This window comes from Blastococcus litoris, from assembly GCF_003075095.1.
GTDB lineage: Bacteria > Actinomycetota > Actinomycetes > Mycobacteriales > Geodermatophilaceae > Blastococcus_B > Blastococcus_B litoris.
Window position 1 is genome coordinate 92,601 of sequence record NZ_QCZF01000002.1, and the last position, 23,901, is coordinate 116,501.

Annotated in this window: 25 protein-coding genes; 8 read left to right on the forward strand and 17 right to left on the reverse strand. The window is 75.1% G+C overall.

Going from position 1 to position 23,901, the window contains the following annotated elements:
- Positions 1 to 2 precede the first annotated feature (2 nt).
- Positions 3 to 302 carry a hypothetical protein gene (locus DCS98_RS04920; protein ID WP_116450262.1) on the reverse strand — a complete coding sequence of 100 codons (300 nt, stop codon included), beginning with the start codon at positions 300 to 302 and terminating at the stop codon, positions 3 to 5.
- Positions 299 to 751 carry a GNAT family N-acetyltransferase gene (locus tag DCS98_RS04925; RefSeq protein ID WP_116450263.1) on the reverse strand — a complete coding sequence of 151 codons (453 nt, stop codon included), beginning with the start codon at positions 749 to 751 and terminating at the stop codon, positions 299 to 301. The genes DCS98_RS04920 and DCS98_RS04925 overlap by 4 nt, the downstream gene beginning before the upstream one ends.
- A gap of 108 nt (positions 752 to 859) precedes the next feature.
- Here DCS98_RS04925 and DCS98_RS04930 point away from each other — a divergent pair, with 108 nt between their 5' ends.
- Positions 860 to 1,519: a glycosyltransferase family 2 protein gene (locus DCS98_RS04930; protein WP_116450625.1), complete on the forward strand. Its 660-nt coding sequence runs from the start codon at positions 860 to 862 to the stop codon at positions 1,517 to 1,519.
- 4 nt (positions 1,520 to 1,523) lie between these two features.
- Here the strand turns inward: DCS98_RS04930 and DCS98_RS04935 are convergent, their stop codons facing one another.
- From DCS98_RS04935 to DCS98_RS04955, 5 genes are all read right to left on the reverse strand, one after another.
- A complete protein-coding gene (locus DCS98_RS04935) occupies positions 1,524 to 2,027 on the reverse strand; it encodes a DUF6328 family protein (RefSeq protein WP_116450264.1) in 504 nt (167 codons plus the stop codon).
- A 106-nt stretch (positions 2,028 to 2,133) separates the two neighbouring features.
- Positions 2,134 to 2,589 (reverse strand): PGPGW domain-containing protein, encoded by a 456-nt coding sequence (locus DCS98_RS04940; RefSeq protein ID WP_116450265.1) that lies wholly within the window; start codon positions 2,587 to 2,589, stop codon positions 2,134 to 2,136.
- Positions 2,586 to 3,134: a hypothetical protein gene (locus tag DCS98_RS04945; protein WP_116450266.1), complete on the reverse strand. Its 549-nt coding sequence runs from the start codon at positions 3,132 to 3,134 to the stop codon at positions 2,586 to 2,588. The genes DCS98_RS04940 and DCS98_RS04945 overlap by 4 nt, the downstream gene beginning before the upstream one ends.
- 90 nt (positions 3,135 to 3,224) lie before the next feature.
- Positions 3,225 to 3,494, reverse strand: coding sequence for a DUF2277 domain-containing protein (locus DCS98_RS04950; RefSeq protein ID WP_116450267.1), 270 nt, complete (start codon positions 3,492 to 3,494; stop codon positions 3,225 to 3,227).
- Between the two features lie 44 nt (positions 3,495 to 3,538).
- A complete protein-coding gene (locus DCS98_RS04955) occupies positions 3,539 to 4,201 on the reverse strand; it encodes a hypothetical protein (protein ID WP_241037194.1) in 663 nt (220 codons plus the stop codon).
- A gap of 141 nt (positions 4,202 to 4,342) precedes the next feature.
- On the opposite strand from DCS98_RS04955, the gene DCS98_RS04960 reads away from it, so the two are divergent.
- Complete coding sequence (locus tag DCS98_RS04960) at positions 4,343 to 4,756, forward strand: hypothetical protein (RefSeq protein ID WP_116450268.1); 414 nt, start codon at positions 4,343 to 4,345, stop codon at positions 4,754 to 4,756.
- 55 nt (positions 4,757 to 4,811) lie between these two features.
- The gene (locus DCS98_RS04965; protein WP_116450269.1) at positions 4,812 to 5,711 is read left to right on the forward strand and encodes an SDR family NAD(P)-dependent oxidoreductase; all 900 of its coding nucleotides are present in this window, start codon (positions 4,812 to 4,814) and stop codon (positions 5,709 to 5,711) included.
- 6 nt (positions 5,712 to 5,717) lie between these two features.
- On the opposite strand, the gene DCS98_RS04970 is transcribed toward DCS98_RS04965, so the two are convergent.
- Genes DCS98_RS04970 through DCS98_RS04980 form a run of 3 tightly spaced genes read right to left on the reverse strand, consistent with a single transcriptional unit; the run spans position 5,718 to position 9,228 of the window.
- Entirely contained in the window at positions 5,718 to 6,497 is a 780-nt protein-coding gene (locus DCS98_RS04970; protein WP_116450270.1) for a 3-oxoacyl-ACP reductase, read from the reverse strand.
- Positions 6,498 to 6,499: 2 nt separating this feature from the next.
- Positions 6,500 to 7,870 (reverse strand): aldehyde dehydrogenase family protein, encoded by a 1,371-nt coding sequence (locus DCS98_RS04975; RefSeq protein ID WP_116450271.1) that lies wholly within the window; start codon positions 7,868 to 7,870, stop codon positions 6,500 to 6,502.
- Positions 7,867 to 9,228, reverse strand: a complete 1,362-nt coding sequence (locus DCS98_RS04980) for a glutamine synthetase family protein (RefSeq protein WP_116450272.1) — start codon at positions 9,226 to 9,228, stop codon at positions 7,867 to 7,869. Before DCS98_RS04980 ends, DCS98_RS04975 begins: the two co-directional genes overlap by 4 nt.
- Positions 9,229 to 9,454: 226 nt before the next feature.
- On the opposite strand from DCS98_RS04980, the gene DCS98_RS04985 reads away from it, so the two are divergent.
- Positions 9,455 to 10,990 carry an amino acid permease gene (locus DCS98_RS04985; protein ID WP_116450273.1) on the forward strand — a complete coding sequence of 512 codons (1,536 nt, stop codon included), beginning with the start codon at positions 9,455 to 9,457 and terminating at the stop codon, positions 10,988 to 10,990.
- Positions 10,991 to 10,994: 4 nt separating this feature from the next.
- Here DCS98_RS04985 and DCS98_RS04990 read toward each other — a convergent pair whose 3' ends face one another.
- Positions 10,995 to 11,681 carry a gamma-glutamyl-gamma-aminobutyrate hydrolase family protein gene (locus DCS98_RS04990; protein ID WP_116450274.1) on the reverse strand — a complete coding sequence of 229 codons (687 nt, stop codon included), beginning with the start codon at positions 11,679 to 11,681 and terminating at the stop codon, positions 10,995 to 10,997.
- A 108-nt stretch (positions 11,682 to 11,789) separates the two neighbouring features.
- On the opposite strand from DCS98_RS04990, the gene DCS98_RS04995 reads away from it, so the two are divergent.
- A complete protein-coding gene (locus DCS98_RS04995; protein WP_164704387.1) occupies positions 11,790 to 14,600 on the forward strand; it encodes a hypothetical protein in 2,811 nt (936 codons plus the stop codon).
- Between the two features lie 12 nt (positions 14,601 to 14,612).
- On the opposite strand, the gene DCS98_RS05000 is transcribed toward DCS98_RS04995, so the two are convergent.
- Positions 14,613 to 14,840 carry a hypothetical protein gene (locus tag DCS98_RS05000; RefSeq protein WP_116450276.1) on the reverse strand — a complete coding sequence of 76 codons (228 nt, stop codon included), beginning with the start codon at positions 14,838 to 14,840 and terminating at the stop codon, positions 14,613 to 14,615.
- Positions 14,841 to 14,860: 20 nt separating this feature from the next.
- Here DCS98_RS05000 and DCS98_RS05005 point away from each other — a divergent pair, with 20 nt between their 5' ends.
- Positions 14,861 to 15,493 carry a hypothetical protein gene (locus tag DCS98_RS05005; RefSeq protein ID WP_116450277.1) on the forward strand — a complete coding sequence of 211 codons (633 nt, stop codon included), beginning with the start codon at positions 14,861 to 14,863 and terminating at the stop codon, positions 15,491 to 15,493.
- On the opposite strand, the gene DCS98_RS05010 is transcribed toward DCS98_RS05005, so the two are convergent.
- From DCS98_RS05010 to DCS98_RS05025, 4 genes are all read right to left on the reverse strand, one after another.
- Positions 15,483 to 16,040 (reverse strand): dihydrofolate reductase family protein, encoded by a 558-nt coding sequence (locus DCS98_RS05010; RefSeq protein WP_116450627.1) that lies wholly within the window; start codon positions 16,038 to 16,040, stop codon positions 15,483 to 15,485. The genes DCS98_RS05005 and DCS98_RS05010 overlap by 11 nt on opposite strands.
- A gap of 115 nt (positions 16,041 to 16,155) precedes the next feature.
- Positions 16,156 to 19,509 (reverse strand): thiol reductant ABC exporter subunit CydC, encoded by a 3,354-nt coding sequence (gene cydC, locus DCS98_RS05015; RefSeq protein ID WP_116450278.1) that lies wholly within the window; start codon positions 19,507 to 19,509, stop codon positions 16,156 to 16,158.
- Positions 19,506 to 20,522 carry a cytochrome d ubiquinol oxidase subunit II gene (gene cydB / locus DCS98_RS05020; protein ID WP_116450279.1) on the reverse strand — a complete coding sequence of 339 codons (1,017 nt, stop codon included), beginning with the start codon at positions 20,520 to 20,522 and terminating at the stop codon, positions 19,506 to 19,508. The genes cydC and cydB overlap by 4 nt, the downstream gene beginning before the upstream one ends.
- Positions 20,523 to 20,537: 15 nt before the next feature.
- Complete coding sequence (locus tag DCS98_RS05025) at positions 20,538 to 22,079, reverse strand: cytochrome ubiquinol oxidase subunit I (RefSeq protein WP_116450280.1); 1,542 nt, start codon at positions 22,077 to 22,079, stop codon at positions 20,538 to 20,540.
- Between the two features lie 126 nt (positions 22,080 to 22,205).
- Between DCS98_RS05025 and DCS98_RS05030 the strand changes: the two genes are divergently transcribed.
- Complete coding sequence (locus tag DCS98_RS05030; protein WP_116450281.1) at positions 22,206 to 22,550, forward strand: BlaI/MecI/CopY family transcriptional regulator; 345 nt, start codon at positions 22,206 to 22,208, stop codon at positions 22,548 to 22,550.
- A 13-nt stretch (positions 22,551 to 22,563) separates the two neighbouring features.
- Complete coding sequence (locus DCS98_RS05035; RefSeq protein WP_116450282.1) at positions 22,564 to 23,496, forward strand: M48 family metalloprotease; 933 nt, start codon at positions 22,564 to 22,566, stop codon at positions 23,494 to 23,496.
- Here DCS98_RS05035 and DCS98_RS05040 read toward each other — a convergent pair.
- Complete coding sequence (locus DCS98_RS05040) at positions 23,482 to 23,844, reverse strand: hypothetical protein (protein ID WP_164704388.1); 363 nt, start codon at positions 23,842 to 23,844, stop codon at positions 23,482 to 23,484. The two genes, DCS98_RS05035 and DCS98_RS05040, sit on opposite strands and share 15 nt — an antisense overlap.
- Between the last annotated feature and the right edge of the window lie 57 nt (positions 23,845 to 23,901).

Sequence of the window (23,901 nt, forward strand, 5' to 3'; positions counted from 1 at the left end):
CGTCAGGGCAGCCGGTCGAGGAGGACGCGGGCGAACCGGGCCGCGGCCGGGTCGCCGTCCGCCGACCGGAGCCAGGCCACCAGGGCTGGAGCCAGGGTGGGGGAGAGGGCGGCGATCCACTCGGCCGTCCGGGCGCGCGCCTCGGCGACGTGCTCCGTTCCGCCGTCCGGCGCGTGCGCCACCACCTCCGGCCGGGTGGCGAGCAGGCCGGCGAGCCGCCAGTCCCCGCCGGTGGTCCGGACGGCCAGCGCCTCGAGCCGGTCCGCGGCGTCCCGGAGCAGGTCGGCGTCCGCCCGGCTCATGCCGCCTCGCGCAGCATCGGCACGTGCGGGATGCCGTCCTCCACGTAGCCGGGGCCGCTGAGCCGGAAGCCGAACTGCTCGTACCAGCCCTGCAGGTGGGCCTGGGCGCCCAGCGTGACGGGGAAGCCCGCGCACAGCGCGATGCCCTCGTGCATCAGCCGCGCGGCCAGCCCCCGGCCCCGGAAGCCCGCCGCGGTGGCCACCCGGCCGATCGCCCGCGTGGCGCCGTCGTCGAGCACGCGGATCGTCGCCGCGACCTCGTCCCCGGACTCGAGCCACAGGTGCTCCGTGGCCGGCTCGGTGTCCCGCCCGTCGAGCTCCGGGTAGGGGCACTCCTGCTCGACGACGAAGACGTCGACCCGCAGCCGGCACAGCGCGTAGACCTCGAACGGGGTCAGGTCCGCGAAGCGGGCGCGGCGGAGACGGAACGGATCGGCGTCGGTGCTCATGCACGATGTCTAGCCCATGCGGTTCACCGTCCCGACTTCCGGCAGACGGGAGACGGCTGGCCGGGGTGCGGCCCGCCGTGTTGAGCTGGTCAGGAACAGGGGGTGGCCATGGACGGCGCCGGGGCGCGAGTCTCCGTCGTCGTCCCCGTGCGCGAGGACGCCGGGACGCTGCGGCCGCTCGCCGACCGGCTGGCCGCTGCGCTGGCCGGTCGCGACTGGCACCTCCGGCTGGTCATCGACGCCTCCACCGACGAGAGCACCGCCGTGGCGGGTGCGCTCGCTGCCGAGAGCCCGCGGATCGCCGTGAGCGGGCTGACCGTCAGCGACGGAGGGGACGACGCGCTGGTCCGCGGCCTGGCCGCCGAGCCGCGGGCCGACGCCTGGGTCTGCCTGGATGCCGGGTTGCGCGACCCTCCGGAGGAGGTCCCGGCGATGCTCGACCGGCTGGAGCGGGGTGACGTCGGCGCCGTGTTCGCCGCGCGGCCGGGCGGCTGCCCGCGGCCCCTGCTGGGCCTGCGCCACCGGCTGACCGGGCTGCCGGCCGGCGCCGGGCGGTTCGTGGCCATGGTGGCGAACGTCCGCGACGCGGTGCTGGCCGCCGTCCAGGACGCCGGAGCGCCGAGCGTCGCCCTGGCGGTGACCCGTTCCGGGGCGGCGCTGGCGACGGTCCCCGTCCCGATCGGGCGTCCTCCCGCCCCCCGCGGGCTGGCCGGGGTCCGGCACTCGGCGCGCTCGGTCGCGTGGGCCGTGCGGGCGCAGCAGCGCTGAGCTGTCACTCCTCCCGCCGGTCGTCGCGCCACCGCTGCGACAGGGGCAGGAGCACCCACCACCAGGCCAGGAGCGCCGCCACGGCTCCCGCCGTCACCCACGCCTGGGTGCGGGAGAACACCATGTCGACGACGAGCAGCAACGCGGAGGAGATCGCCAGGGCGAGCACCACGAGGCCGGCGAAGGCCGTGCGGTTGCTGCGCCGGAGCAGCGCCTCCTTGTCCGCCTGCCGGAACAGCACCCGGTGCTGGGCGGCCGGCGCGATGAGCAGCGCCGTCGCGACGGCCGCCGAGAGCAGGGCGACGAAGTAGACGTCGCGCTGGAACTCGCCGACGTCGCCGGTCACCCCCTGGAACGGCACGATCAGGAGGAACGCGAACAGGAACTGCACGCCGGGGAGGGCGACCCGGAGCTCGTTGAGCAGCTCCATCAGCTCGCGGTCGACCCGCTCCTTGCGCGTCTCGTCCTGGCCCGCACCTCCGGCGGGCCGCCCGTACGGCGCAGCCATGGCCACCCCTCGTCCGCGGCCGGGGCCGGCTGCCCCGGCTGTCCACGGGGTATGCCCGGGACGGCGGCCGACGGCACGCCGACCAGCCGATCGGGCGACGCGCCGGTCAGATGCCGAGGGCGACCTTCGCGTGGTCGACGAGCTGGTAGTGCCCGACCGCCCAGAAGGCGACGCCCGCCGCGGCCAGGCCGCCCACGGTCACCGCGGTGGAGGAGACCGGGTGCTGCTTCGCGTGCCGCCAGGCGTCCTGCGCCTTGCGCGTGAAGACGGCGAAGAAGCGGGCCGCCCACCGGAACTCGCTCGACCAGATCCAGAGGCCGACGAGGACCGGCGGGATCGTCAGCGGGCCCGGGAGCGCCGTCAGCGCGATGCCGAGCACGACGAAGAGCAGCCCGGCGACGAAGACGGCGATCCGCCAGGGCAGCAGGAGGCTCGGGTTGCCGTGCACCCGCTCCCGGAACGAGCCGGGCTCCACCGGCCGCGGCGCGCCCAGGCCGTCGGTGCAGTCGGGGCACCGGGTGGCGCCGGCGGTGCCCGACGGCGGGTGGACGGTCCGGGTCATCGGCCGGACAGCCCCTTCGCGACCTCGGACGGGCGCTGCTGCTCGCCGGCGTAGGAGCTGATGGCGACCAGGGCGCCCGTCAGTGCGGGGATCACCCACTGCAGGCGGTCGAGCTGCTCCTGGGCTGCGGCGACGTCGGCCCGCGCCACCTTCGTGCGCTTGCTGGGCCTGGTGCCCGACTTCGACGGCACGGCGCCCGCCGCGGACACCCGCCGGCCGAGCACGCGGCTGTAGGCGGTGGCGCCGAGGGCAGCGGCCGTGAGCAGCGTCTTGAGCGTCGACATGCCGGCCACGCCCTGCTGGGCGGCCACCCGCTCCTTGTTCGCGCGCAGCTGGCCGACGCTGCCGATCAGGTGCGCCCCGATCGCGGCCGCGTTCACCGGCGTCCACCGGTCCCAGCCGGCGTTCGCCACGGCGCCGGTGGCGGAGTCGGAGCCGGCCTCGCCGGCCGCCGCGTTGAGCGCGACGGCGTTGGCCAGCGTGCCGCCGAACCAGGCCGACAGCCCGAGGTCGTGCAGCGATCGGGACAGGGTGTTGCGCGCCATGACGGGCTCCTAGGGCGGGGGAGTGGTGCCGCCCTCCGTACCCCCGGTGCCGGGGGTCATGCCGGTTGTGCGCAATGCAACCCGGTGCGCTCAGGTGCCGTAGCGCAGCGCGGCCCGCTCGCGCGCCTTGGCCGCCTCGACCTCGCGGTCCTTGGGCGGGGCGGTCGTCACCAGGGCGTCGAGCAGCCGGGTCGACGCCGCGGCCACCTCCTGGACGGCGCGCTCGAAGGCGTCGGCGTTCGCGCGGGAGGGCTTCGTCGTCCCGCTGATCTTGCGCACGAACTGCAGGGCGGCGGCCTGGATCTCGTCGTCGGTCGCCGGCGGCTCGAAGTTCGACAGCGGGCGGATGTTCCGGCACATGCCCGGCAGCCTAGGAGCGCTGCCGGGCCGTGCCCAGCCCTCCGTCAGGCGTCGAAGCCGGCGCGGTCGACCTTGCGGTGGTACCGCTCGCCGAGCTTGCCGCCGGACACCGCCCCGAGGAGGGTGACGGCCAGGATCGCGACCAGGGTGATGATCGTGGCCGTGGTGGCGGTGCCCTCGTCGATCGGGATCCGCGGCAGGTTGAGCTGCTGGAGGACGTTGTACTGGGCCCCGGCGAGCACGCCGGCGGCGGCCAGGACGAGCACGGCCAGCAGGCCGATCAGCCACACCGCGACGCCCTGCCGGGCGCCGTCGAAGCGGGACATGCGGCCGGCGACGTAGCCGCCGGCGAGATAGGCGAGGAAGAGGACGACGAGGATGGCGATGCCGCCCCCGATGCCGATCGTCTCCGCCTGCTCGGCCGCCTCGTCCGCGGTGTCGATGCCCTGGGCCAGGCCGAGCGCGACACCGGCAGCGGACAGGAGGGCGATCAGCAGGACGGCGAGGCCGTTGGCCGACAGCCAGCCGAAGAACGCCGCACCCCACTTGATGCCGCCGAAGACGGCACGCTGGGCGGCCACCGCCTCCCGGGGCGTCGCACGGGAGACCGTTGCGCCCTCGGTGCGGATCGGCGCCGTGCGCTGCTCCCCGCGCGCCGGGTCCTCGTGCTGCGAGCCGTCGTGCCGGGTGTGCTCGTTCTCGGCCATCCCGAATCTCCTCCGTGCCGTAGGGCCTTCGTCGATCCCCCTGCCATCCGGCCCCCGGTGTCCGGCCCGGCGCAGGGCAAACCGCCGCACGGCCGGCGTCGCCCGACCGGGTGACGGCTCCCACCCGGTCGGAGGACGGCGGTGACGGTGCTGCTGGTCGACGCCGCCAACGTCGTGGGCTCCCGCCCCGACGGGTGGTGGCGGGACCGAGCCGGTGCGGCGACCCGCCTGCTGGACCGGCTGGCCGCGCTGCCCGGCCGGTCGCTCACGGGCCCCGACGGCGGGGACGTGCTCTGCGACGAGGTCGTGGCCGTGGTCGAGGGGCAGGCGCGCGACGTGCCGGCGCCCGACGGCGTCCGGCTCGAGCGCGCGAGCGGGAGCGGCGACGACGTGCTGGCCGCGTGCGCGGCCCGGCTGTCGGGCGAGGGGCGCCCCCTGCTCGTGGTCACGGCGGACCGGGGGCTGCGCGGCCGGCTGCCGGCCGGCGCCGCGGTCACCGGTCCCGGGTGGCTGCTCGCGCGGCTCGACGAGATCGGTCGTGCACGACCGGCATGACGGCGCGGGGAGCCGGGTAGGCCGACGACGACGTCGTCCCGGAGGAGCTGAGCCCGTGCCCACACCGACCGACCCCGCAGGCCCGCAGCGGGTCCTGATCACCGGGGCCTCGAGCGGCATCGGCCGCGCGACCGCGATCGAGCTCGCCGGGCGCGGATCACGCCTGGTGCTGGTCGCCCGCGGCCGTGAGTCCCTCGAGGAGGCGGCCGCCGAGGCGCTGTCCGCGGGGGCGGAGGAGGCGCTGGTCCGGCCCGCGGACGTCATCGACCCCGACGCCGTCCAGGCCGCGGTCGACGACGCGGTCGCCGAGTTCGGCGGCCTCGACGTCGTCGTCCACGCGGCGCAGGTGATGGCCTACGGCCGGCTCGAGGACGTGCCCCGGGAGGTGTTCGAGCGGACTGTCGACACCGCCGTGCACGGCACCGCGAACGTGGCCCGGTCCGTCCTGCCGGTCTTCCGGAAGCAGGGCGCCGGGCACCTCGTCGTCGTCAACTCGCTGCTGGGCAACATCGCCGCCCCCCTGATGGGCAGCTACGTCACCGCCAAGTGGGGCCAGCTCGGTCTCATCCGGGTGCTCCAGCAGGAGACCCGCGACGAGCCGGGCATCTCCGTCTCCGCCGTGCAGCCCGGGGGCGTCGACACCCCGATCTACTTCCAGGGCGCGACCTGGGCCGGCAGCACGGGCCGCCCGCCGCCGCCGGTGTACTCGCCGCAGCGGGTGGCGCGGGCGGTGCTGTCGACCCTCGACCGGCCGCGGCGGATCGTGCAGTCGGGCATCTTCAACCCGCTGATCACCGCCGGGTTCCGCCTGGTGCCCGGTGTCTTCGACCTCCTGGTGGGGCCGCTGCTGCAGCGGATGGCGATCGCGAACGACGACTCCCCGCCGACGGAGGGCAACGTCTTCGAGTCCCGCCCGGCCGGCAACGCCACCGAGGGCCGGTGGCGCAGCATCTAGGAGGGCCTACAGCGGCGTCACGTAGGCGCCGCTGATCCCGCCGTCGACCAGGAACTCCGACGCGGTGATGAACGAGGAGTCGTCGCTGGCCAGGAACGCCACGGCCGCGGCGATCTCCTCGGGGCGGGCGAACCGGCCGACCGGGATGTGCACGAGCCGACGTGCGGCCCGCTCCGGGTCCTTGGCGAACAGCTCCTGCAGCAACGGGGTGTCGACCGGCCCGGGGGAGAGCGCGTTGACCCGGATGCCCTCGCGGGCGAACTGCACGCCCAGCTCGCGGGACATCGCGAGCACACCGCCCTTGGACGCGGTGTAGGAGATCTGCGACGTCGCGGCGCCCATCCGGGCCACGAAGGACGCGGTGTTGATGATCGAGCCGCGCCCGCGCGCCTGCATGTGCGGGATCGCGGCCTTGCAGCACAGGTAGACCGAGGTCAGGTTGACCTCCTGCACCCGGCGCCAGGCGTCCAGCCCGGTGGTGAGGATCGAGTCGTCGTCCGGCGGTGAGATGCCGGCGTTGTTGAACGCGACGTCGAGGCCGCCGTAGGTGTCGACGGCGGCCTGGAACAGCGCGTCGACCTGCTCGGGGGAGGTGACGTCGACCTGGACGAAGGTGCCGCCGACGTCCTCGGCCGCGGCCTTCCCGGTGCCGGGGTCGATGTCGCCCACGACGACGTGTGCGCCCTCGCTCGCGAACCGGCGGGCCGTCGCCAGCCCGATGCCGCTCGCCCCGCCGGTCACCACCGCCACCCGGTCGACCAGCCGGCGCACCACTGCCTCGCTCACGTTCAGACCTCCGTCGACAGGAACACGTTCTTCTCCTCGGTGAACGAGTGCAGCGCGTCCGGCCCGAGCTCCCGCCCGAGGCCGGACTGCTTGAAGCCCCCGAACGGCGTCGAGTAGCGCACCGAGGAGTTGCTGTTGACCGACAGGTTGCCGGCCTCGATCCCGCGGGAGACGCGCAGCGCGCGGCCCAGGTCACGGGTCCAGATCGACCCGGACAGGCCGTACTCGCCCTGGTTGGCGATCCGCACGGCGTCGTCCTCGTCCTCGAACGGGACGACGGCCACCACGGGCCCGAAGATCTCGTCGGTCACCGCGCGGTCGGCCGGGTCGACCGGCGCGAGGACCGTCGGGGGGAACCAGAAGCCGGGGCCGTCGGGGGCCGTCCCGCGGAAGGCCACCGGTGCGTCGTCGGGCACGTAGGAGGAGACCCGCTCCCACTGGCCGCGGCTGATCAGGGGACCCATCTGGGCGGTGTCCATCGCCGGGTCCTCGACCCGGAATCCGGTCACGGCGGGCTCGAGCAGCGCCATGAACCTGTCGTAGGCCGACCGCTGCACGAGGATCCGGGACCGGGCGCAGCAGTCCTGCCCGGCGTTGTCGAAGACCGCACCCGGAGCTCCGGCGGCCGCCTTCTCCAGGTCGGCGTCGGCGAAGACGACGTTGGCGCTCTTGCCGCCGAGCTCGAGGGTCACCCGCTTGACCCGGTCCGCGCAGCCCCGCATGACGCCCTTGCCGACCTCGGTCGAGCCGGTGAAGACGATCTTCCGGACGTCCGGGTGCTCGACCAGCCGCTGCCCGACGACCGTGCCCTTGCCCGGCAGCACGGTGAACACGCCCTCGGGCAGGCCGGCCTCCAGCGCCAGCTCGGCGAGGCGCATCGCGGTCAGCGGGGTCAGCTCGGCGGGCTTGAGCACGACCGCGTTGCCGGCGGCGAGCGCGGGCGCGAACGCCCAGCCGGCGATGGGCATCGGGAAGTTCCAGGGCACGATGGCGCCCACGACGCCCAGCGGCTCGTGGAAGGTGACGTCGACGCCGCCGGCCACCGGGATCTGCTTGCCGATCAGCCGCTCGGGCGCCGCGCTGTAGTAGGTGAGGACGTCGCGGACGTTGCCGGCCTCCCAGCGGGCGTTGCCGATCGTGTGCCCGGAGTTGCGCACCTCGAGCTGCGCCAGCTCCTCGGCGTGGGCGTCGACCTGCTCGGCGAACCGGCGCAGGAGCCGGCCGCGGTCGGCCGGGGCCACCGTCCGCCACGACTCGAAGGCGCGCCGGGCCCGGGCGACGGCGGCGTCGGTCTGCTCGACGTCCGCGAGCGGGACGGTGGTGAGGACCTCTTCGGTGGCGGGGTTGACGACGTCGTAGGACGTATCGCTCACAAGCGCTCGAACCCCCGGAACCTCTCCCAGTCCGTGACCGCCCGCCCGAACGCGGCCAGCTCCACGGCGGCCATGTTGGCGTAGTGGTCCACCACGTCGTCGCCGAATGTAGTGCGGGCGAACGCGCTGCCCACCCAGAGGTCGCGGGCCTCACCGAGGCTGGTCGGCACGTGCTCGGCGGTGGGGTCCTCGTAGGCGTTGCCCTCGAACGGCGGCTCCAGCTCGAGCCGCTCCTCGATGCCGGCCAGCCCGGCCGCGACGATCGCCGCCGTCGCCAGGTAGGGGTTCACGTCGCCGCCGGGGATGCGGTTCTCCAGCCGCAGCGAGGGACCGTGCCCGACGAGCCGGAAGGCGCAGGTGCGGTTGTCGCGGCCCCAGCGCAGCGCGGTGGGGGCGAACGAGCCCTCGACGAAGCGCTTGTAGGAGTTGATGTTCGGTGCGAGGAGCAGGGTCAGCTCGCGCACGTACTTCAGCTGACCGGCGACGAAGGACCGGCCGACGTCGGACAGCCCGTGCCCGTCGTCGGCGAGCACCATCGCGCCGTCGGTGCCGCGGAAGCTGCAGTGGACGTGGCACGAGTTGCCCTCGCGCGCGTCGAACTTCGCCATGAAGGTCAGCGCCATGCCCTCCTGGGCAGCGATCTCCTTGGCGCCGTTCTTGTAGATGACGTGGCCGTCGCAGGTGCGGCACGCCTCGTCGTAGAGGAAGGCGATCTCGTGCTGGCCGAGGTTGCACTCGCCCTTGGCCGACTCGACGACGAGCCCGGCGCCGGTCATGTCGTTGCGGATGCGCCGCAGCAGCGGCTCGATCCGCGCGGTGCCCAGGACGGAGTAGTCGACGTTGTACTGGTTCGCCGGCGTGAGGTCCCGGTACCCGGAGCTCCACGCCTGCTCGTAGGTGTCCCGGAAGACGAGGAACTCCAGCTCGGTCCCGACGAAGGCCTGCATGCCGGCGGCGGCCAGGCGCTCGGTCTGCCGGGCGAGCACCTGCCGCGGCGAGGCGACGACCGGGCTGCCGTCCTCCCACCGGAGGTCGGCCAGCACCATCGCCGTCCCGGGGTTCCAGGGCACCGGCCGCAGGGTGGAGAGGTCCGGCTGCATCACGAAGTCGCCGTAGCCGCGCGACCACGACGACATCGCGTAGCCCTCGACGGTGTTCATGTCGACGTCGACGGCGAGCAGGTAGTTGCAGCCCTCGGTGGCGTGCTCCAGGACGACGTCCAGGAAGTAGCGCGCGTGCAGCCGCTTGCCCTGCAGGCGGCCCTGCATGTCGGTGAACGCGACGAGCACCGTGTCGATCTCGCCCGAGCCGACCTGCCGGCGCAGCTCGTCCACGCCGAGGACCGGCTCCGTGCTCATCCGCGCACCTCCGTCCTGGCTGCCCCGGCGGAGGGGTCAGAGGGCGGACACTAAGCGCCCGCCGTCGCGGGCCACAAGCGGCGACCTGACGGTGTGACCTGGCCGTTTCCGTCCGGCCACGGTCCTGCATCGGTCCGGGCGCAGGCGCGTCCGCCTCTTGACCAGCGGGCGACCACGGCCCACCCTGACCGGCCACCGAGCAAGCCCACCTCCCAGGGAGACGCGCATGTCCGCACCTCAGCCCCGCGGCGCCTCGGGCGTCACGTACACGCACGCGGCGGACGGCTACTTCGACAAGCGGGGGCTGACCCGGACCGCCGGCTTCTGGGGGCTGTGGGGTCTGGGGGTGGCCGCCGTCGTCTCCGGCGACTTCTCCGGGTGGAACTTCGGCATCGGTGGTGCCGGCTGGGGTGGCTTCCTGATCGCCACGGTCATCGTCACGCTGATGTACGTCACCATGATCGGCAGCATCGGCGAGATGTCGGCGGCCATGCCGCACACCGGTGGCGCCTACTCCTTCGCCCGGTCGGCGATGGGCCCGTGGGGCGGCTTCGTCACCGGGCTGGCCGAGACCATCGAGTACGTCGCGACGACGGCGGTCATCGTCTACTTCTCCGCGGCGTACGCCGACAGCATCACCGACGAGCTGTTCGGGCTGTCGATGCCGGGCTGGGTCTGGTGGGTCATCCTGTACGCGCTGTTCCTGGCGCTGAACATCGCCGGCGCCGAGGTGTCCTTCCGGTTCGCGGTCGTCGTCGCCGTCCTCTCCCTGGCGGTCATCGCCCTGTTCGCCGTCATGGCGCTCTTCTCGGGCGCCCTGGACTTCGGCAACCTCTTCGACATCGAGCCCGAGGCGGGCAACAGCGACTTCGTCCCGTTCGGCTGGTGGCAGGTCGTCCTGGCCATGCCGTTCGCCATGTGGCTGTACCTGGGCATCGAGGAGCTCCCGCTGGCCGCCGAGGAGTCGCACATGCCGGCCCGGGACATCCCGCGCGCGGGCATGTGGGGTCTGGGCACGCTGATCGTCAGCGGCGGGCTCGTGCTGCTGCTCAACCCGGCCGTGGTGGGCGCCTCGGCGATCGGCGAGTCGGGGGAGCCCCTGCTCGACGGCTTCCGCGCGATCCTGCCGAACAGCGACGTGGCGGCGATCCTGTCCCTGTTCGCGCTGATCGGCCTGTTCGCCTCGCTGCAGGGGATCATGTACGCCTACGGGCGCAACATCTACTCCCTCTCGCGGGCCGGTTACTACCCGAAGGTGCTGTCGCTGACGGGGAGCCGCAAGACCCCGTGGATCGCGCTGGTCGCCGGTGCGGTGATCGGCATCGTCGCGCTGGTCGTGGTCGACACCGGGGGCGAGACGGCCGGTGCGATCGTCCTCAACATCGCGGTGTGGGGCGCGGTCATCGCCTACCTGCTGCAGATGGTCGCGTACGTGATGCTGCGCCGGAAGTTCCCGAACGCCCGCCGTCCCTACCGCAGCCCCTTCGGCATCCCGGGCGCGGTCTTCGCCGGGGCGATCGCCGCGCTGATCTTCGTCGGCGTGATGCTCAACGAGGACTACCGCCCGGCGATCGTCGCGATCGCGATCGTGTTCGCCGTCGGCCTGGTGGCCTTCGCCGCCTTCGGCCGGCACCGGCTCGTGCTGTCGCCGGAGGAGGAGTACGCGATGTCCGGTGGCCTCCACGGCGACCCGCAGGAGGAGGGCTACGGCGCCATCGACGTCGGCGACATCGACCCGGAGGCGCGCTCGCGCACCAGCTGAGGGGTCAGCCGGCCGCCGCCACGTGCGCGGCGAACAGGCGGTGGTCGGCGCCCTCTTCCGGGTGCCACTGCACGCCCAGGCAGAACCTGCGGCCGGCCGCCTCGACCGCCTCGACCACCCCGTCCTCCGCCCAGGCCGACGGCGTCAGGTCCGGCGCCAGGCGGTCGACCGCCTGGTGGTGGTGGCAGGCCACCGGCGCGGTCGGCCCCAGGATCCGGTGCAGCGCCGTGCCGGGCTCCGTCCGGACCTCGCGAGCCTGGTAGGCGCCCGGGCCGGGGTCGTGCGTGCCGGCGGACCCGACGTCCGGCAGGTGCTGCACGAGGTCGCCCCCCAGCGCGACGTTGAGCAGCTGCATGCCGCGGCAGATCGCCAGCAGCGGCAGGTCGCGGTCGAGGGCGGCCTCGAGGGCGGCGAGCTCCGACTCGTCGCGCTCGGGCCGGATGACGGCGGTGTGCGGTCCGGCGGACTGCCCGTAGCGGGCCGGGTCGACGTCGGCCCCACCGGCGACGACCAGCCCGTCGAGCCGGCTCACCACCTCGGCGCTGATCGCGCCCGTGGGCAGCAGCACCGGTTCCCCGCCGGCCTCGGCGACGGCGTCCGCGTACGACGCCGGGAGCAGGACGGCCGGTACGTGCCAGGTACCCCACTGCGCCTGCTCGCGGTAGGTCGTGATGCCGATCAGCGGGCGCATCGGGCCTCCATGCAGGTCAGTGTGCCCTGCCGTGCCGCAACCTCTGTCGCACGCGGAACGGCGAGGTCTACTCTCCGCCTCCTCGCTGGGCCGGTCGGGGGAGGCGCCATGTGGCGTCGGGTGTGGTCGTCGTCCCTCGTGGCTGTCGCGGTCGGGGGGATCGTGCTGGCCCTCCCGCCCTCAGCGGGGGCGGCTCCCGGAGGGACGCCGGCGGCCTGCCGGACGTTCGACGAGTCCACCCTGCTCCCCGGACGGACCGGTCCCCAGGCGCGGCTCATCTCGATGGCCCGCCCGCTGGCCGAGGACGGTCAGCTGGACGCGGCCGAGCGGCTGTTCGAGATCGCACGCACCAGCAGGCCCGCCGACCCCGAGGCGGGCGTCGGGCTGGCCTACGTGCAGCTCCGCCGGCTGGCGGCCGAGGAGGCCGTGGCGGCGGGACAGGAACTGGCCGACGACGGGGCGGAGCAGGCGGAGGTCGACGCCTGCTTCGAGGAGGCGCGCCGGCTGGACGGCGACGACGAGGCAGCCGCGGCCGGCCCGGCCGAGGGGACGACCCCGGCCGCCGCGGCGTCCTCCCGCTGGGACGACTTCTACGAGAGCTGGGTGGTGCCCGCCGGGGAGGTAGCCGTCCCCGCTCTCGCGGTCCTGGCCGTGCTGCTGGCCATCGGCCGGCTGCTGTCCCCGGTCGCCGCACCGTCGGGGGCGACGGCGTGGGGGAACCGGTACCGCCGCGCCGCCTGGTGGCTCGGGCTCACCCTGGTGGCCACCAGCGCGCTGGTCGTCGCCCTCAGGCCACCCACGGGCTCGGCGGTCCGCGACCTCGGCGTGCTCCCCGTTCTGTGGGGCGCCCTCGTCGCGGGCTGCGTCGTCGCGCTGTGGTGCGCGCGGGACGCGCCCTGGGTCGACCCTCGTCGCCGGGGTGCGGTCGCGGCATCCGCCGGCCGGGGCGGGACCATGACCATCCCTCCCGTGCCGGAGCGAGATGCCACCGTCCAGGCGCTGGACGCGGAGCCCGCGCCGGCGAGCGACGCGGCGAGCGGCCGAGGTCCCGCACGCAGCGGCGTCCCGGGCTGGTGGGGAGGTCTTCGGGATCCTGACCGCTACCTGCCCCTCGTTCTCGGGACCGGGGTGCTGGCCGGGCTGCTCGTGGCCCTCGCGTCGGCGTACTGGGCCGACAGGAACACGTCGACCGACGCCGCGGCCTGGGTCACCACCGTCCTGCTGGCCCTGCTGGGCGTCGTCCTCCTGGCCGTCGGCTGGGGTCACCTGCTCCGCCTGCGCATCCAGGTGAAGAAGGGGAACGACGCGGACGCCAGCTCCACCGCGTTCGTCCTCGGCAGCCTCCAGGAGCTCGGGTCCTCGCCGCCACGCGGGCTGAAGGTCCCGCACGAGACCGACGTCACGCAGCTGCCCGAGAGCGCGCTCTCCGCGCTCCCTCAGGGCAAGGTGGCGGCGGCGGTGATGACCGCGGTCGCGGCGTTGGCGCGGCCCACGCCATGGCACCTCTCGGTGGAGGACGCCGGCGACAGCCGCATGGTCGCCACCCTGCTGCGGCACGGCACGGTCACCGACACCGCTGTCCTGGACGCCGGCCGGTTCCGCCGAGGACGTGCTGCCGCCCCGGACGACGCCGCCGCGCCGTCGCCGGACAGGGCGGCTCTGCTGACGGCAGCGGCGGCCTTCGCGCTGACGCAACTGGGGCTCCGCCACCCGGAGCTCAACGCCGGCCTCTGCGGGGTCTCGCGCTGGGAGAGCGTGGCGGCCCAGGTCGTGGCCACGCGCCCGGTCTCGCCGCCGCGGTCCCTCGAATACCGGCGGGAGCTGCTGGCGTACGCCGTGCAGACCGACCCACGCAACGTCCTGGCGCGCACGGCCTACGTCCAGGCGCTGGGTGAGGATGCGACAGACCTCGCGGCCATGGATGCCGACGCCCGGCGGCTGACCGACCTGCGCGCCGTGGTCGAGACCCAGATGGCGGGCGAGAGCGAGCGGCACGAGCAGGGATACCTGCCGGTTCGGCTGCGCATCGCGCACTCGTTGACGGCGGCACGCCTCAACCTGGCGGTCGAGCAGCGGGGCTCGGGGGAGGCGCGGTGGGAGGGCAGCTGGGCGGAGTCCGTGGCCGAGTGCCGGCGGCTCACCGCCCTGCTGGACGCACCCGACGTCGACGACGCCGTGCGTCCCTTCCTCGACGAGCTGGTCCCGGTCACCGCGAGCCTGATCGGTGGTCTCGCGGCGCTCGCATCCCCGGACGGCTCCATGGGCGACCTGCTCGCGTGGGCGGATCGCCACCCCGCCCCGCCGGTCACCTCGCTGTTCGCCGCGTACGACGACGCCTGCACCCGGGCCCTCGCCCGCGACGACGAGGCCGCCCTGCGCAGGCTGGAGTTCCCGGCGGGGTCCTCCGACCTGCGACAGCTCATGCGCACGGACCCGGCCTTCGCGCGCCTGCGCGAGGACGTCGCCACGGCTGCGGCACGGGCCGTCCGGGACCGCTTCTGGGTCCTCGCCGGTGAGCCGGACGTCGGTTTCGTCGACCTGCCGCCCTTCGGGGCGAAGTCCGCCGCTCTGCGCGACCTCGGGCTGGGCAGCGCCGCCGACGTGCTCCGGGCGACCCCGGACGACGGTGCCGAGCTGGCCACCGCGCTGGAGATACCGAAGCCGGTCGCCGCCGCGTGGCGGGCGTTCGCGCTGCTGGCCTGCCCGCACGGCGGGCGACTCCGCTGGCTGGACGACCGGGAGCTGCGCCTGCTCGCCGAGTGCGGGGTGCGGTCACGCCAGGAGCTGGCCCGGAGGCTGGCGGCGCCCGGGCCCGGGACGCCGCTGCGCACCGAGCTGGTGGCCGTGGCCCGGAAGCTCGGGGCGCGGGTACCCACGCCGGCCGAACTGCAGGAGGTGCTCTCGCTGCCGGCGGTCTGACCGGCCCGGAGGTCAGCCGCGGCGCAGGAGACGGGCGAGGCGGTGCGTACGTCCCGTGCTGAGCTCGGCGGGCATCGCGGGTGCCGGCTTCTCCGCGAGGCCGTCGTGCCGCTCGTGCAGGCGGGCCCGGACGTCGTCGGGGGTGTAGGCCCGGCGCTGCCGCTCGTTGCGGGCCAGCACCGCACCACCGGCGGCGACACCCGCGAGACCGGCAAGTCCGAGCAGCTTCCAGAGGCGCACGGTCCGTAACGTAGCGGCTCGTGCCCGAGCTGACGCTGGACCAGGCGGTCGAACTCACGCGCACCGGCGACGTCTGGGTGTTCCGCGGACCGTCGCTGGCCGACCGCGCCATCCGCGCGCTGACCAACGCGCCGGTGAACCACGTCGGCATGGCCGTCGTCCTCGAGGACCTCCCGCCGCTGCTCTGGCACGCGGAGCTGGGGAAGTCGCTGCCCGACGCGTGGACCGGCGAGCACCAGCGCGGCGTGCAGCTGCACGACCTGCGCGACGCCGTGACCACGTGGCGCCGGCGCTACGGGCAGAAGGCGTGGCTGCGCCAGCTGGTCGGCCCGGCCGAGGACGGCGGCGTCACCCCCGCGATGGAGGACGCGGTGCTGCGCACCATCGCCCGTCTCGACGGGCGGCCGTTCCCGACCACGCGCGGCCTCGTGCGTGGCTGGGTGAACGGCCGGATGCGCCGGCAGACCGCCGCGGAGACGGTGTTCTGCGCCGAGCTGGTCGCGGCGACCTACACGGCGATGGAGCTGCTCCCCGGCGACCGGCCGCTCAACGCCTACGATCCGGGCAGCTTCTGGTCCGGCGACGACCTCGAGCTGCTGCAGGGCGCCCGACTCGGCCCGGAGATCCCCGTGGACGTGCCCCTCAACGGCTGACCACGCGGTAGGTCGACTGCACCATCCCGCCGGGGAAGGTCCGGGTGCCCGCGTGCTCGAGCGGGATGTCGGCGGCCAGCTCGCCGAACGGCGTGTGACCGGTGCCGATGAGCACCGGCACCCGGGAGAGGGTCAGGTCGGCGACGAAACCCGCGCGCAGGAACTGGTGCACGGTGCGGCCGCCGTCGACGTAGACCCGCCGGTAGCCGGCCGCCGTCGCCGCCTGCACCGCCTCGTCGAAGGTGCGGTGCACGGTGATGCGGGAGTCGGCGCCCGGCTCGAGCGTCGTGCTGAGCACGTGCACCGGCTTGCCCTGGTAGGGCCACTCGGCGAACGGCGCGATGACGTCGTAGGTGGCCCGGCCCATCACGAGGGCGTCGATGCCCCCGACGAACTCCGAGAAGCCGAAGTCACCCCCCTCGCCGTCGTCGGGGCCGGCGTTCTCGTCGCCACCACCGGTGAGCCAGGTGATGTCGCCGTCGAGGCGGGCGATGAACCCGTCGACGCTCATGCCGAGGAAGACGTGCGCGGTGAAGGGGGCAGCCATGCCGGTCACCCTGCCGGAGGGGTACGACGTTCCGACCGTGTGCCGGGTCGCGCCCGGCCCCGCCGGTGGCGACCACGTCGGCAGCGGCGGCGGTCGCCGGTCCCTCGCGGACGGGTCAGGCGCGAGGAGGACGCGGAGCGGCGTCGCTGCGTCCACGGGCCATCGCCACCGCACCGGCCCTCGCCGCCGACAGCTCGACCACCGTGTCGCCAGGGTGGGCGAGGTCGTCGTCGTGGGTCACGCAGACGACCACCCGCCCGGCCAGCGCGTCCCGCAGGTCGCGGACCAGGGCCTGCGCGGTCGGCGGGTCGAGGTGCGCGGTCGGCTCGTCGAGCAGGACGACGTCCCGGTCGGCCAGCAGCGCCCGCGCCGCGGCCAGCCGGCGTCGCTCACCGCCCGAGAGCGCCGTCCCGCCGGCGCCGACCGGGGTGTCGAGGCCGTCGGGGAGCTCGGCGAGCAGCCCGCCCAGCCCGGTGGCCGTGAGCGCAGTCAGCATGCGGTCCTCGCGAAGCTCACCTCGTGGGGCGGCCAGCGCCAGGTTCGCGCGGATGCTGGACGCGAAGACGTGCGCCTCCTGCGGCAACCAGGCGATGCGCGAGCGCAGGTCGTCGCCGGCCAGCCGGGCGGTGTCGACGCCGCCGGCGAGGTAGGTCCCGGCCCGCGGGCGCAGCGCGGCCATGAGGACCGCCAGCAGCGTCGACTTGCCCGATCCCGACGGGCCGCGCACCACCAGCCAGCCGTCGCCGGCCCGCGCCGACGCGTCCAGCCCGCGCAGCACGTCCGGGCCGCCCGGCCAGCCGGCGGTCACGCCGTCCAGGCCGACCTCGCGCACGGGGGAGGGCACCGGGAGCGACTCGGCCGGATCGGCGGCGACCGGGGCGTCGAGGACGGCGTCGATGCGCTCCTGGGCGTCGGCCAGGGCGCCCCGTCGCTGCAACGCCGCGACCATCCCCACCAGGGGGTCGGCGAGGGCGAGCGGAGCGAGGGCGAGGGCGGCGAGCGCCGGACCGGCCACACCCTCCCGGGCACCGATCGCGGTCGCCAGCACCGCGGCCACGCCGGTCGCCAGCACGACGACACCGGTGCCGATCGCGGCGGCACGGGTGCCGGTGCGGGCCGCCGCGGCCTGCTCGCCGGCCAGCCGGTCGAGGTCGCCGGCCACGCGGTACGCAAGCCCGTGGGCGCGGAGGTCGGGCAGACCCTGGAGGGCTGTCGCGGTCTCCTGCAGCGCCGCCACCCGGAGGGTGCTCTCGGTCCGCGCGGCCCCGGCGTCCAGCCGGCGGTGCACCAGGAGGACGACGGCGACGGCCGCGGCGACGACCAGCCCGACCGCGCCTGCAGCGGCGACGTCGACCAGGGCGAGCGCGGCGACGGTCCCGGTCGGGACCACGACCGCCACCCACAGCGGCGGCCGCACCCGGACGGTGAGGTCCTGCACGACGCCGACGTCGCCGACCACCCGGGCGAGGGCTGACCCGGGGGTGCGGTCCGCGGCGATGCCCTGGCGCGCCAGCGCCGCCCACACCCGGACCCGGGTGGCTGCGGCCAGCCGCAGCGCGGCGTCGTGGGCGGTCATCCGCTCCAGCCAGCGCAGCAGCGCCCGGCCCATCCCGAAGAAGCGCACGCCCACGATGGCGACCATCAGCGTCAGGATCGGCGGCATCTCGGCGGCGCGGACGATCAGCCAGCCGGAGACCGCGGTCAGCGCGATGCCGGCCCCCGACGACAGCGCACCCGCGAGCACCGCGCGCCGCATGCCGACGCCGTCCGAGGGCCCGCTCCCGCCGTCCTCCTCGTGCTCCATCGCGCTGGAGCTCGCCGGCGGGCGCACCGCCACGGTGACCGGGGCCGGGACCGGGGCGGGGACCGGGAGGTCGACGGTGCGGTCGGCCAGGCCGGCGAGGGCCGGGTCGTGGGTGACCAGCAGGATGGTCACGGTGCCGCGCAGGCTCGCCAGCACGGCGGCGACCAGCGCGCGCGAGGCGTCGTCCAGGTGCGCCGTCGGCTCGTCGAGCAGCAGCAGCCGGGCCCCGCGCCGGATCCGCACCAGCGCCCGCGCGAACGCCACCTTCTGCAGCTCGCCGGGGGAGAGCGACTCCGGGGCCCGGCCGGCCAGCCCGGAGGCGCCGACGCGGGCGAGCGCCTCGACGACGTAGGCCTCGCCGACGATCTCGTCGACGCCGGGCTCCGAGGCCGCGTGGCGGCGCAGCTCGTCGGCCACCGTCGCGCCCGTCGTCCGGGGGAACTGCGGCACGTAGGCGACGGAGCCCGGCACGCCGACGACGGCGCCGGCCACCCGGGCCGCCGGGTCGGCCAGCCCCGCGAGGACGGCGAGCAGCGTCGACTTGCCCGACCCGCTCGTCCCGCGCACCGCCACCAGCTCGCCCGGACGGACGGCGAAGGTCACCGGGGGGAGCGCGGGCACCGGGCGGCCGGGGTGGGCCACGGTGAGGCCGCGGACGGCGACGTCGGCGCCGCGGGGGTCGTCGTCCGGCACCGGGCGGCCGGGCGCGGGCGAGGGGGCGGCGAGCACCGCCCGCGCCTCGGCGGCCGCCAGCGCGGCGTCCTCCGAGGCGTGGTGGGCCGAGCCGAGGGCGCGCAGCGGCGTGAACGCCTCCGGCGCCAGCAGCAGCGCGGTGAGGCCGAGGGTCAGCGCCATGTCGCCGTGGACCAGCCGGAGGCCGACTGTCACCGCGACCAGGGCGACCGACAGCGTGGCGATCAGCTCGAGCACCAGGGCGGAGAGGAACGCGATCCGCAGGGTGGCGAGGGTGCGGGTGCGGTGCGCCTCGCCGAGGCGGGCGAGGGCGTCGACCTGGTCGGCGGCGCGCCCGAGACCGACCAGCACCGGGAGCCCCCGGACCAGCTCCGCGACGTGCGCGGCGATGCGGTCCAGCGCCCGGGCCGAGTCGGCGGTCGCCGACTGCGTGTACTTCCCGACCAGGACCATGAACACCGGCACCAGGGGGAGGGTGACCGCCACGAGGGCCGCCGACAACAGGTCGGTCCAGGCGAGCACGAGCAGCAGGGCCGGTGGGACGACGATCGTCTGCGCCAGCGCCGGCAGGTAGGTCGCCAGGGCCGGTCCGAGGTCGTGCAGGCGGGTCGTGGCGAGGACCGCCGCGGGCGCGGGGCCGCCGGCCGCCGCCACGGCGGCGGGGGATGCCGTGAGCCGCTCCAGGAGGTCCCGACGCAGCCGGTCCTCCGCCCGCCGGGCGTCGCGAGCGGCCGTCGTCCCGCCGACGGTGCCTGCCCCCGCCCGCAGCGCCACGCCGAGGGTGGCGAGCGCGAGCGGGGTGCCGAGGTCCCCGTCGGCGTGGCCGGTCGCGCGGGCGACCGCGGAGGCGAGACCGGCGGCCAGCAGCACGAGCCCCGTCGTCTGGGCGAGTGCCGCGAGGGCGGCCCGGACGAGCGCTCCGGTCAGCCCCGGGACGCCGGCCAGCGCACCGAGCGGACCCCTGCTGCTCATGCGTGCGCCTCGACCGGCTCCTCGTGCACCGGGTCGGCGGTGAGCCGCCTGCGGAACACCCAGTACGTCCAGGCCTGGTACGCGAGCACCACCGGCAGCCCGACGCCGGCGGCCCAGGTCATGACGGTGAGGGTGTAGTCGCTGACCGAGGCGTCGGCCACGGTCACGTCGAACGCGGCGTCGATCGTCGAGGGGACGACCACCGGGTAGGCGGCGCCGAAGATCGTGGCGGCCGACGCGAGGAGCAGCACCGCCCACGCGGTGAAGGCCTGCCCCTCGGCGTCCACCTTCGCGCGCGCCCAGGTGACGACGACGGCCAGTGCGGCCAGCAGCCACAGCCCCCCGGTCAGCGGCGTGCCGGAGCGCAGGTGCACCCACCCGGCCCAGGCCAGCAGCGGCAGGGCCGCGAACGGAGACCAGCGCAGCGCGAACGCCCGCGCCCGCAGCCGCACGTCGCCGTCGACCTTGAGCGCCAGGAACAGCGCGCCGTGCACGAGCGAGAAGGCGAGCACGGCGACCGCGCCGAGCAGCGCCGGCCACCCGAGGCCGGAGAAGGCGCCGCCGACCCGCGTGCCGTCGGCGTCGATCGGCAGACCGAGCGTGGTCGCCCCGAGGGCCGCACCGATGCCGAGGGCGGCGATCAGCGAGCCGGTGGTGATCACCCACGTCCAGCTGGAGTCCCACGCCGCCGTGTGGTGCGAGTGCCGCCACTCGAACGCCACGGCCCGGATGATCAGGCCGAAGAGCACCAGCACGAACGGCAGGTAGAGCGCGGGCAGCCAGGTGGCGTACCACCCGGGGAAGGCGGCGAAGACCGCGCCGACGGCGGTGATCAGCCAGACCTCGTTGCCGTCCCAGAGCGGGCCGATGCTGCGCAGCATGAGGTGCCGGTCCTGCGTGCGCCGACCGAGCACCGGGAGCAGGGCGGCGACGCCGAAGTCGAAGCCCTCGAGCAGCAGGAATCCGATCCAGAGCACCGCGACCGCGGCGAACCAGAGGGTCTGCAGGTCCATGTCAGCTGTCCCGTCTCAGTAGGCGAAGGAGAGGACGTCGTCGTCGCGGCCGCCCGGCACGTCGTCGTCCGGACCGCCCTCGGGGGTGGAGCCCGGCACCGGTGCACCGTCCCCGGTGGTGATCCCGCGCCGGACGAACCGGGTGAGCAGCCACAGCTCCACGACCGCGAGGGCGCCGTAGACCAGGCCGAGGGAGATCAGCGACGTCCACACCTCGGCGGCGGAGATGCCGGGTGAGACGGCCTGCGCGGTGAAGAAGTACACCTGCTCGTCGACCGGGACGTCGGGGTTCGGGTAGACGACGAAGGGCTGGCGGCCCATCTCGGTGAAGATCCAGCCGGTCGCGTTGGCGACGAACGGCGCGGCGACCGCCAGCAGGGAGCCGTAGACGCCGATCCGCGAGGTCGGCACGCGGCCCTTCCGCGTGGCCCAGAGCGCGTAGGCGGCCACGCCGGCCGAGACCGCCCCCATGCCGATCATCAGCCGGAAGCTCCAGTAGGTGACCGCGAGGACGGGCGTGTAGTCGATCGGCTCGCCGGCCTTGTCGCCGAAGCTCGGGTCGTCCGGGTAGGTCTCGCCGTAGACGGCCGCGTACTCCTCCTGCAGCTCGTTCACACCGGGGACGGCGGTGGAGAAGTCGCCGTGGGCGAGGTAGCTGAGGATGTACGGGACGGTGATCGAGTGGACGTCGTCGCACTCGTTGTTGCCGAGCTTGCCCCAGGCGAAGATCGAGAACGACGCCGGCGCCTCGGTCTCGCAGAGCGCCTCGGCCGAGCTCATCTTCAGCGGCTGCTGCTGGTACATCAGCTTGCCCTGCCAGTCGCCGGTGAGCGCCACGAGCAGGAAGGCCGCGAGCGACACCCAGCCGCCCAGCCGGACCGAGCGGCGCCACACCTGGTGGTCCACGTCCCGCGGCTGCTCGGCGAGCTTCCGCTTCCGCAGGTGCCAGAGGCCGACGCCCACGAGCAGGGCGCCCGCGACCATGAGCGCCGCGACGATCGCGTGGCTGAACGCGGCCAGCGCGGTGTTGTTGGTCAGCACCGCCCAGAAGTCGACCTGGAGCGGGCGACCGGTCGCGTCGTCGGTCACGACGCCGACCGGGTGCTGCATCCACGAGTTGGCCGCGATGATGAAGAACGCGCTCACGATCGAGCCGATGACGGCGGCCCACAGCGTCGCCAGGTGCACCTTCTTCGGGATCCGGCCCCAGCCGAAGATCCACAGGCCCAGGAAGGTCGACTCGAGGAAGAAGGCCAGCAGCGCCTCGAGCGCCAGCAGCGACCCGAAGACGTCGCCGACGAAGCGCGAGTACTCGCTCCAGGCGAGCCCGAACTGGAACTCCTGGACCAGGCCGGTGGCGACGCCGAGCACGAAGTTGATCAGGTAGACGCGGCCCCAGAAACGGGTCATCCGCAGCCACTCGGGCTTGTCGGTGCGCACCCACATCGTGTGCATGACCGCGACCAGGATCCCCAGGCCGATGGTCAGCGGGACCATCAGGAAGTGGTAGACGGTCGTGATCCCGAACTGCCAGCGCGCCACGTCCAGGACGTCCACGGGGCCTGCTCCTCACTCCTCGGCGGCGACCGTCGTACGATCGACACGTTCTTTCTACGCCGGGTAGAAGAGTTCTTCTACGATGTGTAGAAGAGTCGCGATGTGAGACGGACGACAGGAGGGCCGATGGCCTCGCTCGGAGACCTGGAGCGCGCGGTCATGGAGCGGTTGTGGGCCGCCGACGGTCCGGTCGCGGCGACGACGCTGCGCGACGAGCTGGCCGACCGCGGGGTGGCGCTGACGACCGTGCACACGGTCCTGACCCGGTTGGAGCAGAAGGGCTTCGTCGTGCACGACGACGCCCGCCCGCGCGGGTTCTCCGCCCGGTCCAGCCGCGCCGACCACGCCGCCGAGCTCATGCACGAGGTGCTCGGCCAGGCCGGTGACCGTCAGGCCGTGCTGGCCCGCTTCGTCGGCAGCGTCGACGAGGACGAGGCGCGGCTGCTGCGCGAGCTGCTCGCCGGCGCCTGACCGCGCAGGCCTCGTGCTGCCCGCGACCGCGGCTGCCCTCGCCGTCCTGGCCGCGCTCCTGGCCTGGCCGGTGCCGGCGCTGCTCGCCCGCGCCCGCTGGCCGCGCCGCGACCCGCTGGTCGCGCTCGTCTGCTGGCAGGCGATCGGGCTGGCCGGCGGCCTGTCGATCATCGGAGCGCTGCTGGTGCACGGCCTGGCGCCCTGGGGCCACTCGCTGCCCGAGGCGGTGTGGTCGGTGCTCACCGGGCGTCCGGCGACCGACCCGGTGCGCGGGGACCACTGGGTCACGCTGACCCTCGCCGCCGTGCTCGCCTCGGAACTGCTGGGGGTTCTGGCGCTCTCGTGGGTCCGGACCGCTCGCACGCGCCGCCGGCACCGGGAGCTGCTGGAGCTGCTCGTCCAGCCCTCCGCCGACCTGCCCGACACCCGGCTGCTGGAGCACCCCGCCCCGGTCGCGTTCTGCATCCCGGGCGCGCGGCCCCTCCTCGTGCTGTCGTCCGGGATGGTGGCCGAGCTCGACGGGGAGGAGGTCGCCGCGGTCGTCGCCCACGAGCGGGCGCACCTGCGCGAGCATCACCACCTGCTGCTGCTGCCGTTCGTCGCGTGGGAGGCGGCGCTGCCGGTGCTGCCGGCGGCGGCGCGGGCGCACGCGGCGGTGCGGGAGCTGGTGGAGATGCGCGCCGACGACGTGGCGCTGACCTCGCTGTCGGGAACCATGCCCCGGCGGACGCTGGCGACGGCGATCGTCACCGCCGCCGGGGGCGCCGGCGGCACGGGCGTGCCGAGCGGGGCGCTCGCCGTCACGGGGGGCGCGACCGGGGCCCGGGTGGTCCGGCTGCTCGAGCCGCCGCAGCCGCTGCCGGCGGCCGCCCGGTGGGTCGCGCTGACCGCGGCCGGGCTGCTGCTGCTGCTGCCGACCGCGCTGCTGCTGCTACCGGCGCTCTGAGCGGGGGGCGGACGCCAGAGCGACGGCGGCGTAGGCGGCGGCCAGCCCGCCGCTGAGCCGGGCGGCCGTGCCGTACCGGGGTGAGGCGACGAACGGGACCATGGTCGCGGCGTGCACCAGGTCGACGGCCGACCCCAGCCGGACGAGGCGGGGGCTGGCGGTCGCGAGCACCGCCCCGTGCTGCGCCAGCAGCCGCGCCCCGAGGAGGCGGACGAGCCACAGGCGATCCCGCGGGAACGCCGGGGCGACGGCGTCCACGATCTGCTGCGGCCGGGTCAGCAGCGCTATCCCGCTCCACGCGCCGGCAGCGGCCATCAGCCGGGTCATCGGTCGGCGAACGTCGCTCATCGGTCCTCCTCGCACGCTCGTGCTCTGCCTACCAGGGGTGGGCGGAGCACGAGCGTC